The organism is Aquimarina rubra (assembly GCF_042684305.1).
GTDB lineage: Bacteria > Bacteroidota > Bacteroidia > Flavobacteriales > Flavobacteriaceae > Aquimarina > Aquimarina rubra.
The window spans coordinates 824,364-843,370 of the sequence record NZ_JBHULE010000019.1 but is presented as its reverse complement, the minus strand read 5'-3'; the positions used below and the strand labels follow the sequence as shown (position 1 = coordinate 843,370).

The window sequence follows — 19,007 nt, the reverse complement described above, 5'->3', positions numbered from 1 at the left end:
CAAGGCACACATAAAAAGGATGCCACTGCTATCCCTAACGCAGCAACTAATAACAATCAACAAAATATGGGCAAAAAAGAAAAGTTTTATGTTGTTTGGGAAGGACACAGACCTGGAATCTATACCAAATGGGATGATTGCAAAGCAGCAGTAAAAGGTTATGCTAGCGCAAAATATAAGTCGTTTGAGTCTTTTGATTTGGCTAAAAAGGCATATAATGGAGACTATGAAGATTACAAGGGTAAGAGCAAGCCAAAATCTTCTTTAACCAAAGAACAATTAGAAAAAATAGGAGAGCCTAACTTATATTCTATCGCTGTAGATGCAGCTTCTAGTGGAAATCCTGGTAAAATGGAGTATAGAGGTGTAGATACCCAGACAGAAAAACAGCTTTTTCATCAAGGACCTTTTCCGCAAGGAACCAATAATATAGGTGAATTTTTAGCTTTGGTTCACGGATTGGCATACTTAAAAAAGAAAGGCAGCGATAGAATTTTATATACAGATTCTAAAATTGCTATGGGTTGGGTTAGACAAAAAAACTGCAAAACCAAACTACAGCGCAACGCGAAAAACAAAGAGATGTTTGACCTGGTAGATAGGGCAATTACTTGGCTTAAAGAAAATAAATACACTACAACAATAGTAAAATGGGAAACCAAAGCGTGGGGTGAAATTCCAGCAGATTTTGGCAGGAAATAAAATTGTGCTTAACAACGGAAGGACGATATCGTTTACAAAAAAAATGCCTTGGCTTTAGTCCAAGGCATTTTTAATCTATCTAATTTTAATTTATTACTTTTTTAAGCACCGCAAGCACCTAGATTACTCCATCCAGAGGCAGTTCTCTGATATAATGTTCCGTTATAGGTAACTTGATCTCCAACAGAATAAGAAGTGCTACCATTATATGGTGCTACACCGTCACATGGGTCAGTACTAACAGGGCCACAAGCTCCTAGATTGCTCCATCCTGTAGAAGTTCTTTGATATAAATCTCCATTGTAAGTAACTTGATCTCCAACAGAATATGATGTACTACCACTATATGGAGCTACACCTGCACATGGATCACCACCTGTATCAGGAAAAGGATAAATAGAACCAATAAATTCTTTGTCAGTTGCAGATAACTGACTATTAGAACCTACTCCAACGCCATCTAACGTATGCTCTGCAGGAATAGGATAGTGCATAATTGATAAAGGATCATATGTACTATAATTAGTTATACTAGCTTCATAACGTCTAAAAAGGTTATTATCAACCTGTGCTCTTGTCCAATTATTTGGTGGTCCCGCATAATACGCATAAACAGCTTCTGTATCCCAGTTGATTCCTGCTACTGGATTTTGATGCTCGTGGATTAATCCAAGCGCATGTCCGAATTCGTGAATAGTAGTTCTTCTAAATTCTGAATCAGTGGTATTATCATTAAACCATCCAAAATGCATACTATGTGCATAATCATTAGAATCAGTTCCTAAATAGGACCAGGAACCGGCTTCATTTGCATATTGACCTTCTCTAAAAGCAATTTTAATATTCGCACTGCTATTAGAAGAAACCCATTGAAATTTTAGGTTGGCGTAATTTTCCCATTCTGCTGCATATTGTCTAACTTTAGATTGCACAAAGCTGCTTCCATTTAAAAATTTTATACGAATCGTTTGACCGGGATCCCATTGTACATCCTTAACACTGGTGGCTTTTGCTCCATAGGGCGAATCCCATTTAGCGATACATACATGAGCAACTTTTGCATTATCAATCTGATTCGATTTAAACACATCTTCTGTATCCTTTTCACAATTTGTAAGAGAAAACGAAACTAGGGTAGCCAGGGCAAGTCTAGCTAGCTTACTTTTTTTCATAATAGTTGAGTTTTTGTTAAATATTTCCTAAAATTAACATAATTTTAGTAAGAATGCAAGTTTTTTTGAAAGAAAAAGTATTTTAACAGTAATTTTTTTATGCTAAAACCGTAAAAATTGCAGCCGATATAAATAGCATTTTAATAGTTAAAACTGGATAAAAAATTACCCTGTTGTCCTTACTTCAGGGTAATTTTATTTTTATCTATGATGGCGACGATAGACTAACAGATTTATCTATACTAGTCCATACCAGCTACAAGATTATTCGACCCACTAGCTATTCCTTTAGTATAAAGCTGGTTTTTAATATTTGCATTACTGGTTAGAAGAAACTCATTCAAATTTAATATTTGCGTAGTTTTCCTATTGTACAGCGTATTACCGCACTTTGGATTGTACAAAATTGTTACCATTTAAAATTTTACCCGAATTGTTTGACCTGGAGTCGATTGCACATCCGCAACACTTGCAGCTTTTGAGTTGTTTCTATTGATGTTCCACTTTTCAATATATATATTAGACGTATTTAATGTCAACTCTTGATTTGTGTCAGGGATGTCTTCAGAATCTTCTTTTCGGTTAAACAATAAAAATGAAACTAACGAAATCAAAAACAAATCTCTTCTAATGTGGATTTGGCATAACAAATTAGTCTTTAGAAAAGGATTTTGTATCGTATTTCAGGAAATACTGGCGAAAAAATTAACAAATATCAGATAGATGAAATGTATCTAGATTTTAGCAAATAGTAAGTTTACGTCAATCTGTTTACTACTCAAAAGTAAAGCGTATATTTGCAAAAAAATTATAAGCTATTTTATGAGCAAATTATTGATTGTAGGTACCGTAGCCTTTGATGCTATCGAGACACCATTTGGAAAAACTGATAAGATCTTGGGCGGAGCCGCAACATATATAGGTCTTTCTGCTGCTAATTTCAATATACCTTCTGCAATTGTTTCGGTTGTAGGAGATGATTTTCCGGAGGAATATCTAACAATGCTTCAAAAGAAGAATATAGACACCTCTGCTGTTGAGATTGTAAAAGGAGGAAAAACGTTTTTCTGGAGTGGAAGATACCACAATGACCTTAATTCTAGGGATACTTTAGATACACAACTTAATGTGCTGGCAGATTTTAATCCTGTAGTTCCTAGTGATTATAAAGATGCAGAAATTGTTATGTTAGGAAATTTACATCCTTTAGTTCAGTTAAGTGTTCTAGAGCAAATGTCATCTAAGCCTAAGTTAGCGGTTCTGGATACTATGAACTTTTGGATGGATAACGCCTTAGAAGACTTAATGAAAGTAATTGCTGAAGTAGATGTAATTACTATCAATGATGAAGAAGCAAGACAGCTAAGTGGAGAATATTCGCTTGTTAGAGCTGCAAGAGCTATAGAGAAAATGGGTCCCAAATATATAGTGATTAAAAAGGGAGAACACGGAGCATTATTATTTCATAAGGGTCAGATTTTCTTTGCCCCTGCATTACCATTAGAGGAAGTATTCGATCCTACCGGAGCCGGAGACACATTTGCTGGAGGTTTTGCCGGATATTTGACAAAAACAGGAGATCTTTCTTTCGAAAACATGAAAAAAGCAATCATTCATGCTTCTAATTTGGCCTCTTTTTGTGTAGAGAAATTTGGAACAGAAAGAATGGAAAATCTAAAACGCGAAGAAGTTCAGAAAAGACTTCAGCAGTTTAGGGAACTAACACAATTCGAAATAGAATTGACTCAATAATAAATAATCAGCCCTGCTCATTTTGTGTAAGGGCTTTTTTAATTGGCTATTAGAAATTTTACCTACAATAACACAACAATAGAATTTTTGGAATACCATGAGTGATGCCTTAAAACATGAATGCGGAATAGCATTTATAAGACTACTAAAACCATTAGACTATTATAAAGAAAAATACGGAAGTGCATTTTATGGAGTAAATAAAATGTATTTGATGATGGAAAAACAGCATAATCGAGGACAAGATGGAGCTGGATTTGCAAGTATTAAACTAGATAGACCACCGGGAGAAAGATATATAAGCAGGGTTCGTTCAAGCGATTCTCAACCTATTCAGCATATCTTTTCTCAAATTAATGATCGTATTAATAAGGAATTAACAGAACATCCAGAATATGCAGATGATGTTGATTTACAGAAAAAAAACATCCCTTATATAGGAGAAGTTCTTTTAGGACATGTTCGTTATGGCACATTTGGTAAAAATAGTGTAGAAAGTGTACATCCGTTTCTGAGACAAAATAACTGGATGCACCGTAATTTAATAGTGGCGGGTAATTTTAATATGACCAACAACGATGTGCTGTTTGATAACTTAGTACGTTTAGGGCAGCATCCTAAGGATCATGTAGATACCGTTACTGTAATGGAAAAAATAGGTCACTTTTTAGATTCTGAAGTAGCCAAATTATATAAAAAGCTTAAAAAAGAAGGTTATAGTAAAGTAGATGCATCTCCACAGATTGTAGAGAGACTGAATGTTGCAAAAATTCTTAAGAAATCTTCAAAAGATTGGGATGGTGGATATGCAATGGCGGGTATGTTAGGACATGGTGATGCTTTTGTACTTAGAGATCCTGCGGGAATAAGACCAGCATATTATTATAAGGATGATGAGGTAGTTGTAGTGGCTTCAGAAAGACCGGTAATTCAAACCGTGTTTAATGTTCCTTTTGATCAGGTCATAGAATTGGATCCGGGAAAAGCTATTATAGTCAAAAAAGATGGAACAACATCAATAAACAAGATTATAGAGCCATTAGAGAGGAAAGCTTGTTCTTTTGAACGCATATATTTTTCCAGAGGAAGCGATGCAGAAATTTATGAAGAGAGAAAAAAACTGGGTAAGTTAATCATGCCACAGGTGTTAAAAGAAATAGATCATGACACAGTAAACACTGTTTTTTCTTTTATACCTAATACAGCTGAAACCTCTTTCTATGGAATGGTCGAAGCCGCACAAGATGAACTAAACAAACAAAAAAACGAAACCATACTTTCTGAGAAAGATTCATTGACCGATGAGCGATTAACAGAAATACTTTCTGCAAGATTGAGGACAGAAAAGTTAGCGATTAAAGATGCCAAATTACGTACATTCATCACAGAAGATAGTAGTAGGGATGACTTGGTAGCGCACGTCTATGATGTTACCTATGGTGTAGTAAAACCAGAAGACAATCTGGTTATTATAGATGATAGTATCGTAAGAGGTACTACTTTAAAGAAGAGTATTATAAAAATGCTTGATAGGTTAAAACCAAAAAAGATCATTGTTGTTTCTTCGGCTCCTCAGATTAGATACCCTGATTGCTATGGGATTGACATGGCAAGATTAGAAGGTCTTATTGCTTTCAAGGCATCGTTGGAACTTCTAAAAGAAAATGGAAACTATGACTTAGTGGAGCAGGTGTATGAGAAATGTAAAGCACAAGAAAATCTTGCAGACAAGGAAGTGCAGAACTTTGTAAAAGAGATATATCAAGGATTCACAGATCAGGAAATAAGTGATAAAATAGCAGAGTTGTTAAGCGATGATACAGTGAATGCAGAGATAAAAATCATTTACCAAACCGTTGACAACTTACACAATGCTTGTCCTAAAAACTTGGGAGATTGGTACTTTACTGGTGATTATCCGACTGTTGGTGGTAACAGAGTGGTAAATAAAGCTTTCATAAATTTTTTCGAAGGAAAAGATGAGCGTGCATACTAAAAAAACAAAATATTGCGTTGTTAAAATCAGTTAATTTGTGTATTTCAACAAGTATTTTAGCTTTTCATCTAAAACATTTTTACACAATGAAATAACGCTTTATATTAGCAGAGCCATAGCATAAGTAGGTTAAGTTCATGGTAGATTTGGGGCAAAAAAAGGTGGACTTTCCACCTTTTTTTATTTTACGACAATTTGTAAATAACATTATATAAAAAAAGGGGATACAAAATTTTGTATCCCCTTTTAGTTTGTTTTGTTATAAAGAATAGAGTATACTCTATTTTCCTTGCGCGTATCTTTTAGAAACTTCGTCCCAGTTGATCACATTAAAAAATGCAGCGATATAATCAGGACGTCGGTTTTGATAATTTAAGTAATACGCATGTTCCCAAACATCTAGACCTAAAATAGGCGTTCCACCACAACCAATACCCGGCATTAAAGGGTTGTCTTGGTTAGGTGTAGCACATACCTCTACTTTACCTCCTTCATGAACGCATAACCAAGCCCATCCAGAACCGAATTGCGTTGCTGCAGCTTTAGAAAAAGCATCTTTAAAAGCATCAAAAGAACCAAAGGCAGCATTGATTGCATCACCAAGCTCACCAGATGGAGTACCGCCTCCATTAGGAGACATGATTTCCCAGAACAAACTATGGTTATAATAACCACCTCCATTATTTCTGACAGCACTATTAGATTTATCTAGGTTAATAAGAATATTTTCTATGGTTTTGCCATCCAGATCAGTTCCAGAAATAGCTGCGTTTAATTTATTTGTATATCCAGCATGATGCTTATCATGATGAATTTCCATGGTGCGAGCATCTATATTAGGTTCTAATGCATCAAAAGCATAGTTTAATTTTGGTAATTCAAATGACATAATCTATTTTTTTAGTTAATAAGAAAAAAATGAAACCAAATTTAGGAATAAGAGCGATGAATAAAAATTAATATTTGTTATAAATTAATTAAATTAAAATTTTTCAAACCTCTTTCTAAACCTAATGGATGTTCAATTTATTTTTAGTAGTCATTAATGTTCAAAAACTACTCTTTTTTGATACTTTAGTAAAAAAACAAACTTGACTTCTCAATCTCCGTTTACTATTTATAATGCAGCTGCAGGAGCTGGAAAAACCTATACACTAGTTAAGACGTATTTAATCGCTCTTTTAACTGGAGAGTTTAGGGATGCTTATAAAAACATTTTGGCAATCACCTTTACAAATAAAGCTGTTGCCGAGATGAAAACAAGAGTTTTGGAAAATTTGGTGGGGATTAGCAGCGAACAAACGACATCAAAATATAAGCTTTTACTAAACGATATTATTCAGGAAACAGGATTAGAAGAACATATATTAAAACGGAAAGCTGATAGAATTCTTAAAAATATTCTTCACAACTATGCAGCTTTTGATATCGTTACAATAGATACTTTTACACATAGAGTGATCCGAACGTTTGCTCGTGATTTGGGAATACCGATGAATTTCGAAATTGAAATGGATACCGAATCATTAATTGAAGAATCTGTAGACGCCGTAATAGCAAAGGTCGGGGAGGACGATGAACTCACCAGAATAATTATAGATTTTGCTCTAAGTAAATTAGAAGATGACAAAAGTTGGGATATCACTGTAGAACTAAACAAAATAGCCAGGCTTCTGTTTAGCGAAAATGATCGTGTACATTTGGATAATCTTTCGGATAAAACAGCAGAGGATTTCAAAAAATTCAATACTGTTTTAAACAGTAAGATCTCAGAAAGCAAAAAGAGTATTGTTCTCCGATCAAAAGAAATTTTAGATGTAATAAAAGATCAAGGAATAGAATTTAATGATTTTACACGTGGATCAATCCCTAATCATTTTCAAAAGATTGCAGATGGAGAAACAAAGTTAGATTTTAAAGCCGCTTGGAAGCAGAACATTGAAACCACTTCTTTTTATGGAGCAAAGTTAGATGCAAATAAAAAGGAAGTTATAGATCGAATTCGCCCCTTGATTGAGGAAGCATTTCTTTTCACAAAAGATGAGTTACTTAACTTAAGCTTATATGAAAACATAATCAAAAACCTCGTTCCTCTTTCTGTACTGAATGTTATTAATAAGGAGCTTCAAACAATTAAAAGAGAAAGAAGTGTTCTTTTAATTTCAGAATTCAATAAAATTATAAGCGATGCGATTCAGGACCAACCGGCACCTTTTATATATGAACGATTAGGAGAACGGTATAGAGACTATTTTATAGATGAGTTTCAAGACACCTCAGAATTACAATGGAAAAATATAATTCCTCTGATTGAAAATGCACTTACTTCAGAGACCTTGTCAGGTAAACAAGGACAATTAACTATAGTTGGAGATGCCAAACAGGCAATCTACAGATGGCGAGGCGGAAAAGCGGAACAATTTATTAATCTTTGTCTGGACGAAAACCCATTTCCGGTTGATAAAAAGACACTTAATCTACCTAGGAATTATAGAAGCCATCAAGAGATTATTAAGTTCAATAATGATCTTTTTACTTTTTTATCAAATGACTTTAGTAATGATCTACACAAGAAATTATATCTACTGGGCAATAATCAGGAATATAATGATAAGAAAAATGGTTATGTAAAAATCTCTTTTGTGTCGTCCAAAAACGTAGCTGAGGAAAATGAGATATATCCAGAAAAAGTATATGAATCCATATTAGAACTTAAAGAAAAAGGGTACTTGCTTAATGAAATATGTATTCTTACCCGAAAACTAAAAGAAGGAACGGTTATAGCAGATTTTCTAACCGAAAAAGGGTTGCCCATTATTTCATCAGAGACCTTATTGCTTAAAAACGATCCTAGAGTACGCTTTGTTATAAATATGCTTACCTGGTTTGTATATCCAGACGAACTTTTAGCTAAAACCAATGTTCTACATTTTATTACAGAACAATTTTCAATTCCGGATAAACATGCTTTCCTAAAGAAACTCGTATTTGCAGATAAAAAAGCATTCTGTAATGAATTACAATCGTTGGGGATCGAGTTTAGTTTTAGCAGATTAGATGTAAGGCCTTTTTATGAAGGAGTAGAGTATATCATCAATAGCTTTAGTCTTGCGGCAACATCACCTGCATATATTCAGTTTCTTTTAGATGTAGTGTTTGGATACACTCAGAAACATGCTGAAGGTATTATAGGTTTTCTCTCTTATTGGGAGCATAAAAAAGATAAGCTTAGCATAATAGCTCCAGAGGGAGAAGAGGCAATTGAGATAATGACTATACACAAGTCCAAAGGTTTAGAGTTTCCTTGTGTGATTTATCCGTATGCAAATATGGATATTTACAGAGAAATAGAACCAAAGACCTGGTTGCCGGTATCTAAAAAAGATTTTGGTGGGTTTAACGAGGTGTTTGTTAACTATAATAAAGAGCTTTCTAATTATGGAGAGCAAGCAGAAAAAATTGTACAAGAACGACAATCGCAATTAGAGTTAGATGCTTTTAATCTTCTGTATGTGGCTTTAACAAGAGCCGAGGAACAGTTGTATATTATCTCTAAAGCAGAATTAAATGGTAAAGGCGAATGTAATTCAAATAAGTTTTCAGGGAAGCTTATTAATTATCTAAAGCATATAGGAACATGGAATAGTGAACAATTGACTTATGATTTTGGAACTTCTGGAAAACCGTTTAAAGAAATTGAGAAGACGGATTCTAAAATAAAAAACATAACGCTCACAAAATTTGATGGAACTCGGGAGAAATGTAAAGTACATATTGTTACGAATTCTGGAAAACTTTGGGACACGTCACAAGCAGCTGCGATAGAAAAGGGTAACTTGATTCATGAACTGATGTCCTCTATATATACGCATCAGGATCTGGATAAAGTTATTGAAAATGCATTTGAAACCGGAAAAATTAGTCTTCTAGACAAGAAATTACTGTATGATGAACTAAAAATGGTATTAGATCATCCAGAACTCTCAAGATATTTTTCAGAGGATAATGAAGTGCTAAACGAAAGGGATATTATGTCAAACGGACACTTATATAGACCAGATCGGGTTACCATAGACCCCAAAGGATTGGCAACGGTAATCGACTATAAAACAGGAGAACACAGTGCTTCGCATGCTAATCAACTAGAAGAATATAGTCTACTTCTTCAGAAGATAGGATACAAGCTTGAAAATAAAATACTAGTATATTTTAACGATGAACTAACTTTAAAATACTTATAAATAACAACTATTTTCGTAATTACTAGTAGAAATTTACTGATAAAAAATATTTTTATCTTATAATTGTACCGTAATTAAAGAAATTACAATAATAGATATTGTCTTAATACGTCATTTTTTTCACATTTGAGGGGGGCTTAAAGATTTAAAATTAGACTTTAAAAACTTCGCAAAGGTCGATATACACTGGCCTATTAAGAAAAATTTATTAGTTTTGTCTTTGACAGTAATTTTTAACATATTACATTTGCTCTAATTAACACTTAAAAATTAAATTATTGAATATGAAACATCTTAGCAGATTTTTAGTGGCTTCGTTATTAGTACTTGGGTTTAGTACTGCGAATGCACAGGATGAAAACAACCCTTGGGCAGTATCGATTGGCGTTAATGCTGTTGATATTTTTCCTACCGGAGGAGATTTACCTATTCAAGGAGAAATCTTTGACGAGTTTTTTAACGCTAGTGACCACTGGAACATTCTTCCATCTGTATCTAAACTATCAGTTGGTAGATATATAGGAGATGGGTTTACGTTTACTGTTGCAGGTACAGTGAACAAAATAGATAAATTAGGAGAGACTCCTGATGGAACTCAAGTTTCTGCAGACGACTTATCTTATTATGCAGCAGATGCAAGAATTAGCTATAGTCTTAAAAACGTTTTAAAAACTGGATGGTTTGATCCTTACCTAGGAGTAGGTGGTGGATACACTTGGGTTGATGAAGTTGGTGCTGGAACTTTAAATGGTTCTTTAGGATTTAACTTCTGGTTAACTGAAAATTTAGCTTTCAACTTACAGACTACTTACAAGCACGTATTCGAAGATTACGCTGCAAGTAACTATCCTCCAACTCATTTCCAACACTCTGCTGGAATTACTTTCGCTTTCGGAGGTAAAGATACTGACGGAGATGGTGTATTTGATAAAGATGATGAGTGTATCGACGTTCCTGGTTTAGCTGAATTTAATGGATGTCCTGATACTGACGGTGACGGAATCACTGACGCTAAAGATGACTGTCCTGATACTGCAGGTACTGCAGAATTTAATGGATGTCCTGATACTGATGGTGACGGAATCGCTGATCCTAAAGATGACTGTCCTACAGTTGCTGGTTTAGCTAACTTAAACGGATGTCCTGATGCTGACGGTGATGGAATCACTGATGCTAAGGATGGTTGTCCTAATGAAGCTGGTCCTGCTGCTAACAACGGATGCCCTTACCAAGATAAAGATGGTGACGGAGTATTAGACAAAGATGATAACTGTCCTGATGTTGCTGGTACTGTTGCTAACAACGGATGTCCTGAAGTAACTGAAGAAATTCAGAAAACTTTAAATGAGTATGCTGCTCAGGTATTATTTGATTCAGGTAAGTCTTCTATAAAAGCTCAGTCTACTAAAGTATTGAATGATATCATCAAAATACTTAATGAATATCCAACTGCTAAGTTTACTGTAGAAGGTCATACAGATAGCCAAGGTGCTGCAAAATCAAACCAGAGACTTTCTGACTCTAGAGCTAATGCTGTGAAAAACTTCTTAACTGAAAACGGAATTGATCAGTTCAGATTATCTGCTGTAGGTTACGGAGAAGACAGACCAATCGCTTCTAACAAAACTAGAGCTGGTAGAGCACAAAACAGACGTGTAGAAATCAACTTAGTGAAGTAATTATTGCTCACTAAATTATAATACATAGATAAAACGTCCCGATTATTCGGGACGTTTTTTATTTTTAATGGGTGGATAGTTTTTTAAAAGAAGTTATATCTGAGATAGAGAAGAAAGGTCACAATATTAGTGAGCTTATTTTTATACTTCCTAGTAAGAGAGCAGGACTTTTTCTTAAAAGAGAGTTATTGCAAAAGTATGCTGATAAAACTGCACTCGCGCCAGTAATTATTAGTATTGAGGAATTCATTACTCAATTGTCAGGATTACGTCAAATAGATGCGGTACAAACCTTGTTTGAGTTTTATGAAACCTATCTAAATACACATACCAAATTAGAGAAAGAAAGCCTAGAAACATTTAGCAGTTGGGCGCAGACACTTATTTATGACTTCAACGAAATTGATCGATACTGTATCGATAATGAAAGTTTTTTTTCATATCTATCTGGGATACAGGATCTAAATCATTGGTATCTTCAAAAAGAAAAGACAGAACTGATACAGAGGTATATCAGCTTTTGGAACAACCTATCCGACTATTATACCAATTTTAAAAATAAACTCTTAGGAAAGAAGATTGGTTATCAAGGTTTATTGTACAGGAGAGCATCAGAAAATATTTCCAGTTATATCGAAAAGAATGCATATAAACATGTATTAGTTGGTTTCAATGCGCTTAATAATGCAGAGCAAACTATTTTTCAATCACTGTTGGAAGCAAATATGGCGGAGATATATTGGGATGCAGATACATTTTTCTTAGAAAATAAATATCACGAGGCTTCCTTGTTTCTAAGGGGATATAAAAATCAATGGAATTATTATAAAGAACATCAATTCGAATGGATAAAAGATAATTTTTCTTCTACCAAAGACATTAAGCTAATAGGCGTTCCTAAAAATATAGGACAAGCAAAATTAGCGGGTCAAATCCTTAAATCTATTTCTCCAAAGAGCATCGAAAATACGGCATTGGTATTGGCAGATGAGTCACTGTTGTTGCCGGTCTTAAATTCATTACCAGAATCAATAGGTTCACTGAATATTACCATGGGATTACCGCTTAGAGATGTTCCTTTAACGTCATTTTTCGAACTATTGTTTACATTACATAAGGCCAAACATCCTAAAGGCTTATATTATAAATCAGTTCTTGAGATATTAAATAGCCAACCGGCACATTGGTTGTTGGGTTCATTGGCGAATCAATTAATTACCAAAATCTCAAGAGAAAACTTGATTTTTATTTCTTTAGAAAAAATACAAAATGAAGCAAGCCATGCAAAAAACGAAGTTTTAGAATTATTATTTTCACCTTGGAACAAAGCTTCTAATGCTATCGAACAATGCAGGAAAATAGTCCATTTATTAAAGGAGAGTTTGGATAAAGATAAGGACTCTTTAGAATTGGAATATGTATATCATTTTCATTTGATTTTCAATAAATTATTAACGCTTAGTAATCAGTATCAATATCTCACAACGGTATCTTCTTTATATCATTTATATAAAGATCTGATTCGTTCAGAAACATTGGATTTCATAGGAGAACCTTTTAGAGGATTACAATTAATGGGAATGTTAGAATCACGTTGTTTAGATTTCGAAACAGTTATTATTACTTCAGTTAATGAAGGGATACTACCGGCAGGAAAAAGCATGAATTCTTTTATACCATATGATCTTAAGAGAGCTTATAATCTTCCTACATACAAAGAGAAGGATGCCATTTATACCTATCATTTTTATCGTTTGATTCAGAGAGCAAAAAATGTATATTTAATTTATAACACAGAGGATGAAGGAGTCGGTGGAGGAGAAAAAAGTAGATTCTTACATCAGTTGGAAATAGATAAAATACCAGCACATCAATTATCTAAATATATAGCATCTTCTGAAGTCCCGACTTTGGAAAAAGCACTATTGGAAATTGAAAAAGATGATACAATACTGCAAAAAATAAAAGAGTTAGCCCTAAATGGTTTATCACCTTCTGCATTAACATCTTATATTAGAAATCCAATTGATTTTTATTATAAATATGTATTAGGAATTAGAGAGACCGATCAGGTAGAAGAAACTATTGCCGCAAACACCTTAGGAACTGTAATTCATAACACGCTCGAAAATTTATATAAACCTTTAGAAAATAAATTTGTAACTACAGAGGACATTGCAAAAATGATTGCTGAAATTGATGCTGAAATCAAATATCATTTTCGCAAAGAGTATTCTAAATTGGATATCACCCAAGGTAAAAACTTGCTTATTTTCGAGGTGGCTAAAAGGTATATTTACAATTTTCTAAAAGCTGAAGAGAAGATGCTGAAATCTGGATCGCAATTGAAAATTATCGCTATAGAAAGCAATCTAAAAACCGAATTAAAAGTACCGGAACTTGGGTTTCCTGTTTTTATAAAGGGGAAAGTAGACCGTATAGATGAGTTGGATGGACAACTTCGAATTATAGATTATAAAACAGGTAAAGTAAATAAAAATGATGTGGTTTTAACAGACTGGGATGTAATTACAGAAGACTATAAGTATAGTAAAGCAATACAGGTTTTGGCGTATGGGTATATGCACTATAATGAACAGCCTCTCTCAGACTCGTTTCAGGCAGGAATCATTTCTTTCAAAAATCTTAAAGAAGGTTTTCTAAAATTTGGTACCAAAGCTTCCGTAAGAGGAAAAGTTGATTATGAAATAACAACAGAAGTATTTGATGAATATTTGTTGCAGCTTAAGAAACTAATTACAGAAATTTCTAGTTTAGAAATCCCTTTTACAGAAAAAGAAGTATAATTATGATGATAAAGAAAAAGGATATAATTATAGAAGGAAAACATCAACGACCAATTCTTATGGATGTTTTTTATGACGATCAGAAAAAGCAGCAACCGATAATAATCTTTTGCCATGGATATAAGGGATTTAAAGATTGGGGAGCTTGGGATGTGGTGGCGAATACCTTTGCAGAAGCAGGATTTTTCTTTGTGAAGTTTAACTTTTCTCATAATGGAGGAACCATACAGCAGCCAATAGATTTCCCGGATTTAGAGGCTTTTGGCAATAACAATTATATAATTGAATTAGATGATCTGGAATCTGTTCTGGATTGGGTTACAGCCACAGATTTTGAGTATAGACAGTATTTAGATTCTAACGAAATAACACTCATCGGCCATTCTCGAGCAGGTGGAATTACAACTATCAAAACATCAGAAGATACTAGAATCACAAAACTAATTACCTGGGCGAGTGTTTCGGATTATGAAAAAAGATTTCCGAAAGGTGAAGCGCTCCAAACCTGGAAAAATGATGGCATATATTATATAGAGAATGGAAGAACCAAACAACAGATGCCGCATTATTTTCAATTTTACACATCATTTATTGAAAACAAAGAAAGACTAACCATTTCGAAAGCAATAAAGAAAATAAAAGTACCACATTTAATCATTCACGGAACAGAAGACCCTACTGTTAACATACAAGAGGCAGAAGAATTACATAGCTGGAATCCCAATAGCGAATTGTTTTTTGTAAAGGGAGCAGATCATGTTTTTGGTACTAAACACCCTTGGAATGAGGAAATATTGCCTGAGGATTTATACAATGTAGTTGCTAAATCTATAGCATTTGCAATACTTTAACATACTTTGGTTAGAGAATTCATAAGGATTTTAATTTTTTTTTGTTTATTTGTTATTATGAAGACTCATAAACATATCATTGCTTCTGTATTTCTGATACTTTTCAGTTTTATACAATTGGCGGATTTACATGCTGTAGGTCACGATGCTAATGATATGGATTGTAAGATATGTCAACTTGCTTCAGAAAATATTGATGACAATTTTACTTCTGCTGATATTATAGAGCTTCCTGAATCAATCATTATTCCTTCTGATGTTGTTAAGAATTATTATCAGAAGCGATATGTTGATTCATCCACTAAATTCTCTTTTTTAAACAAAGCGCCACCAGCAGCGTAGTTTTGTATTTATTTTTCGATTGAACAAAGCTCATTATTGCCTTTATCAGCAATAAGAATCCCTTTTACTTTAAGTAATGAAAAGAAACACTTTAATGTTTGTGTTTCTTCTAGGAGTTAATTTTTTATTCGCTCAAGAATGTGATAAAACACTTTCTGGACGTGTAATCGATTTTCACGATGGAGTACCTCTAGAAGGAGCAACAATAACGTACAATAGCACGACGATAAAAACAGATAGTAACGGAAAGTACAGTATTGCTGGACTTTGCGCTACGTCCTATGCTTTTACTATATCGCATGAGGATTGCAATTCTCAGGTCGTTACTATTGACGTAGAAGAGGTTTCAAACAAAGACTTTTATTTAGAGCACCATTTTACTAGTTTGGAAGAAGTAGATGTAGCTTCTTCTTCACAAAAGAAAACTACAAATAGTCAGACTGAGGACAGACTTAATAGAAAACAATTGGATCAATATAGTAGTTTATCTATTGGAGATGCTTTACAAGAAATATCGGGTGTAAATAGTCTAACTTCTGGAAATACAATCGTAAAGCCTGTAATTCAGGGACTGCATAGTAGTAGGATTATTATGATTAACAATGGCGTTCGGCAGGAAGATCAGGAATGGGGAGAGGAACATTCCCCCAATCTAGATATCAATGCTTTTAATGAACTTAAAGTTATAAAGGGTGCAGGCGCATTACAATACGGTGGAAATGCGATAGGAGGAGTTATTATTGCTGAAAATAGATTAACGACATTACGGGATACGATTTTTGGAAAAGCACAGCTGGCGCTAAGTAGTAACGGAAGAGGTGGTGGATTAAACTCAGCAGTTAATCTTGGTTTTAAAGAAGGTTGGGGAGCTAAATTTCAAGGGACCTTAAAACATTTTGGTGATAGCGAAGCTCCGGATTATATTTTAAGTAATACAGGACATAGAGAACAAAGTTTTTCTACAGGTTTTGGGTACACCGATTTTGCACATGGCTTTGAAGGCTATTATAGTTTTTATAATGCTACCCAAGGAATACTAAGGTCCTCGCATATTGGTAATGTTGGAGATTTAGTAAGAGCAATTAATAATAATCAACCTTTGGTTATAAACGATTTTACCTATGATATCAATGCTCCTAAGCAGGAGACCCAACATCATCTGGCAATGCTAAAGGCATATAAAAGGTTTCAAAACCTTGGTAGACTAAATGTGCAATACTCATTTCAATATAATAATAGAAAGGAGTTTGATATTAGAAGAGGAGATGATAGAGATAAAGCGAGTCTCGATCTTGAATTATTAACGCATGGCTTAGATGGTAATTTTTTATTTGATTCTAATGATAATTTTAAAAAGAATATTGGTTTTCAGTATTCATACCAAGTTAATACGCCAAATCCAGAAACAGGAATCCGAAGATTAATACCGGATTATAAGAAAACAACAGCAGGTATTTACGCAATTACAGAATTTAAGATTACAGAAAACTTTACAGCAGATGCCGGAGCGCGATATGATTTTGTAAATATAAATGCCAAGAAATTTTATAGAAAAGAATTTTGGGATGAACGTGGATATAATAATGAATTTTCAGATTTAATTATAGAGGATGAAGGAGATCAGTGGTTAACGAATCCCGATTTTGATTATAGCAGTATTTCAGCATCTGCCGGAATTAATTACTCTTATGGAAATCAAAACGCTCTTTTGTTTAATGTTTCTTATGCTAATCGAGCACCTAATCCTGTTGAGTTGTTTAGTGATGGTCTACATCATAGTGCTGCTATTATAGAGTTAGGAGATCTACGATTTGATCAAGAGAAAGCGTTAAAATTTTCATTAAGTAGTACTCATCAAGATTTGTTTGGGATTGGTAATCTAACCATATCTCCTTATCTAAGTAGTATACAGGATTTCATCTTATTAGAACCAACCGGTTTAGAGTTTACCATAAGAGGGTCTTTTCCTGTATGGGAGTATATGCAAACCAACGCTATATTATATGGAGTAGATATTGATTATGGAGTTGCTATAACGGATCACTTGAGATTTAACACAGCATTCTCTTATATCTATGGGCAAGATACAGAAGCTGATGAAGCTTTGATAAATATGCCAGCTCCTAATTTTAGATCAGAACTGATTTATGAAAAGGAAAAATGGAATTTGAAATTGAGAAATAATACAGTTTTAGAACAAACTAGATTTCCCGATAATAATTTTGATACTAATTTTATTGAAAACGAAGTCGAACAAACAGTATTGGTTGACGTTTCTACACCACCGCCAGGCTATAGTGTTTTTGATATTTCAGGAGCTTATATGTTTAGTATATGGAACCCTAAAGATGTAACCGTAGGAATGAGTATTACTAATGTATTTGACACAAATTATAGAGATTACCTTAATAGACAACGTTATTATGCCGATAACGTAGGAAGAAACTTTACACTTAACATAAATTTTAAATTTTAAAACAATGAGAACAACAGTTAGCAAATTAACAGCATTATTTTTATTCGCTATTGGATTAACCGCATGTAGTAGTGATGATGATAATCCGCAGGTGATTAATGAAGAGGAAACTATTACAACAGTTAGATTAACAGTTTTAGAGGATGGAGCAACTACTCCTGAAGTATATACTTGGACAGAAAGCAGCCAAGATGCGATTTCCTTATCTGCAGACACAACATATAATTTTAAAATTGAATTTTTGGATGCATCCGATCCGAATGATGTAGAAGATATTACTGAAGAAGTGATAGCAGAAAAAGATGAGCATTTTGTTTTCTACGAAACTACGGTTAGTGGTTTAACATTTACTAGTGCATCTGATGACACCATAGATTCTGATAATATAGGAATTAATATTTCTACAGATTGGTCATCATCGGGTACAACTGCTGGAATCGTAAGAGCTTTTCTAATCCATGAACCTACAAGCAAAACAGGAGATTCTAGAGATGATTTTGGAGGAGAAACAGATATCGAAGTAACTTTTGATGTAGCGGTACAGTAAAATACAAACGATAAAAAATATAATAGTAAGTTGAGTTTGTTTATATAAAACAAACATTTTTTTCAAGACAAGGCTCTTGAGAAGTAGTTACCTCGAGAGTCTTGTATTTTGATTACTAAAAAAGAATATACTTATTGTAAGTATATACATAAAAACATATTACAATTGAAGCAGCCATAAATCATAGTATTATAATAAGTTGAGTTTGTGTATTTTATTATTAGTACAGATTTGTTTCAATTAGACCCTCAGGATGCAATTAACCTGAGGGTTCTTTTGTTTTTCCAAAAATTTTAACCCTAACTTCTAGGATTTGGTACAAACTTTGATCAATTATTAAAAAATAATTGACCGTTTTTTCTTTTTTGAGCAAAAACAGCTAATAATATGGTAACAAATTAGAGAGAAAAGACACTAATATATAAGAAAGAGTGATTTTTAG

13 protein-coding genes are annotated in these 19,007 nt (G+C 33.7%); 10 read left to right on the top strand and 3 right to left on the bottom strand.

The annotated features are described in order from the left end of the window. The first annotated feature begins 66 nt into the window (after positions 1-66). Positions 67-702 (top strand): ribonuclease H1 domain-containing protein, encoded by a 636-nt coding sequence (locus ACFSR1_RS12305; protein ID WP_378294505.1) that lies wholly within the window; start codon positions 67-69, stop codon positions 700-702. Between the two features lie 101 nt (positions 703-803). On the opposite strand, the gene ACFSR1_RS12300 is transcribed toward ACFSR1_RS12305, so the two are convergent. Beyond that, positions 804-1,874, bottom strand: a complete 1,071-nt coding sequence (locus ACFSR1_RS12300; RefSeq protein WP_378292882.1) for a matrixin family metalloprotease — start codon at positions 1,872-1,874, stop codon at positions 804-806. Positions 1,875-2,290: 416 nt separating this feature from the next. Beyond that, positions 2,291-2,488, bottom strand: a complete 198-nt coding sequence (locus ACFSR1_RS12295; protein ID WP_378292880.1) for a hypothetical protein — start codon at positions 2,486-2,488, stop codon at positions 2,291-2,293. A gap of 208 nt (positions 2,489-2,696) precedes the next feature. Here ACFSR1_RS12295 and ACFSR1_RS12290 point away from each other — a divergent pair, with 208 nt between their 5' ends. Both ACFSR1_RS12290 and ACFSR1_RS12285 read left to right on the top strand, forming a co-directional pair. After that, complete coding sequence (locus ACFSR1_RS12290) at positions 2,697-3,626, top strand: PfkB family carbohydrate kinase (RefSeq protein ID WP_378292878.1); 930 nt, start codon at positions 2,697-2,699, stop codon at positions 3,624-3,626. A gap of 97 nt (positions 3,627-3,723) precedes the next feature. Beyond that, positions 3,724-5,622 carry an amidophosphoribosyltransferase gene (locus tag ACFSR1_RS12285; protein WP_378292876.1) on the top strand — a complete coding sequence of 633 codons (1,899 nt, stop codon included), beginning with the start codon at positions 3,724-3,726 and terminating at the stop codon, positions 5,620-5,622. Positions 5,623-5,902: 280 nt separating this feature from the next. Here ACFSR1_RS12285 and ACFSR1_RS12280 read toward each other — a convergent pair whose 3' ends face one another. After that, the gene (locus ACFSR1_RS12280) at positions 5,903-6,511 is read right to left on the bottom strand and encodes a superoxide dismutase (protein ID WP_378292874.1); all 609 of its coding nucleotides are present in this window, start codon (positions 6,509-6,511) and stop codon (positions 5,903-5,905) included. Positions 6,512-6,713: 202 nt separating this feature from the next. On the opposite strand from ACFSR1_RS12280, the gene ACFSR1_RS12275 reads away from it, so the two are divergent. From ACFSR1_RS12275 to ACFSR1_RS12245, 7 genes are all read left to right on the top strand, one after another. Then, the gene (locus tag ACFSR1_RS12275) at positions 6,714-9,863 is read left to right on the top strand and encodes a UvrD-helicase domain-containing protein (RefSeq protein WP_378292872.1); all 3,150 of its coding nucleotides are present in this window, start codon (positions 6,714-6,716) and stop codon (positions 9,861-9,863) included. 284 nt (positions 9,864-10,147) lie between these two features. Next, a complete protein-coding gene (locus tag ACFSR1_RS12270; RefSeq protein ID WP_378292870.1) occupies positions 10,148-11,542 on the top strand; it encodes an OmpA family protein in 1,395 nt (464 codons plus the stop codon). Positions 11,543-11,613: 71 nt separating this feature from the next. After that, entirely contained in the window at positions 11,614-14,349 is a 2,736-nt protein-coding gene (locus tag ACFSR1_RS12265) for a PD-(D/E)XK nuclease family protein (protein ID WP_378292868.1), read from the top strand. A 2-nt stretch (positions 14,350-14,351) separates the two neighbouring features. After that, positions 14,352-15,200 carry an alpha/beta hydrolase family protein gene (locus ACFSR1_RS12260; protein WP_378292866.1) on the top strand — a complete coding sequence of 283 codons (849 nt, stop codon included), beginning with the start codon at positions 14,352-14,354 and terminating at the stop codon, positions 15,198-15,200. A 57-nt stretch (positions 15,201-15,257) separates the two neighbouring features. Then, entirely contained in the window at positions 15,258-15,542 is a 285-nt protein-coding gene (locus tag ACFSR1_RS12255) for a hypothetical protein (RefSeq protein ID WP_378292864.1), read from the top strand. A gap of 76 nt (positions 15,543-15,618) precedes the next feature. Continuing rightward, entirely contained in the window at positions 15,619-18,018 is a 2,400-nt protein-coding gene (locus ACFSR1_RS12250; protein WP_378292862.1) for a TonB-dependent receptor, read from the top strand. A gap of 4 nt (positions 18,019-18,022) precedes the next feature. Next, on the top strand, positions 18,023-18,565 hold the full coding sequence (locus ACFSR1_RS12245; protein ID WP_378292860.1) for a type 1 periplasmic binding fold superfamily protein: 543 nt from the start codon (positions 18,023-18,025) through the stop codon (positions 18,563-18,565). Positions 18,566-19,007: the final 442 nt, after the last annotated feature.

Coding starts and splice junctions, on each gene's coding strand:
- ACFSR1_RS12260 (WP_378292866.1), top strand. CDS start 14,352: ATGATGATAAAGAAAAAGGATATAATTATAGAAGGAAAACATCAACGA.
- ACFSR1_RS12270 (WP_378292870.1), top strand. CDS start 10,148: ATGAAACATCTTAGCAGATTTTTAGTGGCTTCGTTATTAGTACTTGGG.
- ACFSR1_RS12290 (WP_378292878.1), top strand. CDS start 2,697: ATGAGCAAATTATTGATTGTAGGTACCGTAGCCTTTGATGCTATCGAG.
- ACFSR1_RS12285 (WP_378292876.1), top strand. CDS start 3,724: ATGAGTGATGCCTTAAAACATGAATGCGGAATAGCATTTATAAGACTA.
- ACFSR1_RS12255 (WP_378292864.1), top strand. CDS start 15,258: ATGAAGACTCATAAACATATCATTGCTTCTGTATTTCTGATACTTTTC.
- ACFSR1_RS12250 (WP_378292862.1), top strand. CDS start 15,619: ATGAAAAGAAACACTTTAATGTTTGTGTTTCTTCTAGGAGTTAATTTT.
- ACFSR1_RS12245 (WP_378292860.1), top strand. CDS start 18,023: ATGAGAACAACAGTTAGCAAATTAACAGCATTATTTTTATTCGCTATT.
- ACFSR1_RS12305 (WP_378294505.1), top strand. CDS start 67: ATGGGCAAAAAAGAAAAGTTTTATGTTGTTTGGGAAGGACACAGACCT.
- ACFSR1_RS12280 (WP_378292874.1), bottom strand. CDS start 6,511: ATGTCATTTGAATTACCAAAATTAAACTATGCTTTTGATGCATTAGAA.
- ACFSR1_RS12300 (WP_378292882.1), bottom strand. CDS start 1,874: ATGAAAAAAAGTAAGCTAGCTAGACTTGCCCTGGCTACCCTAGTTTCG.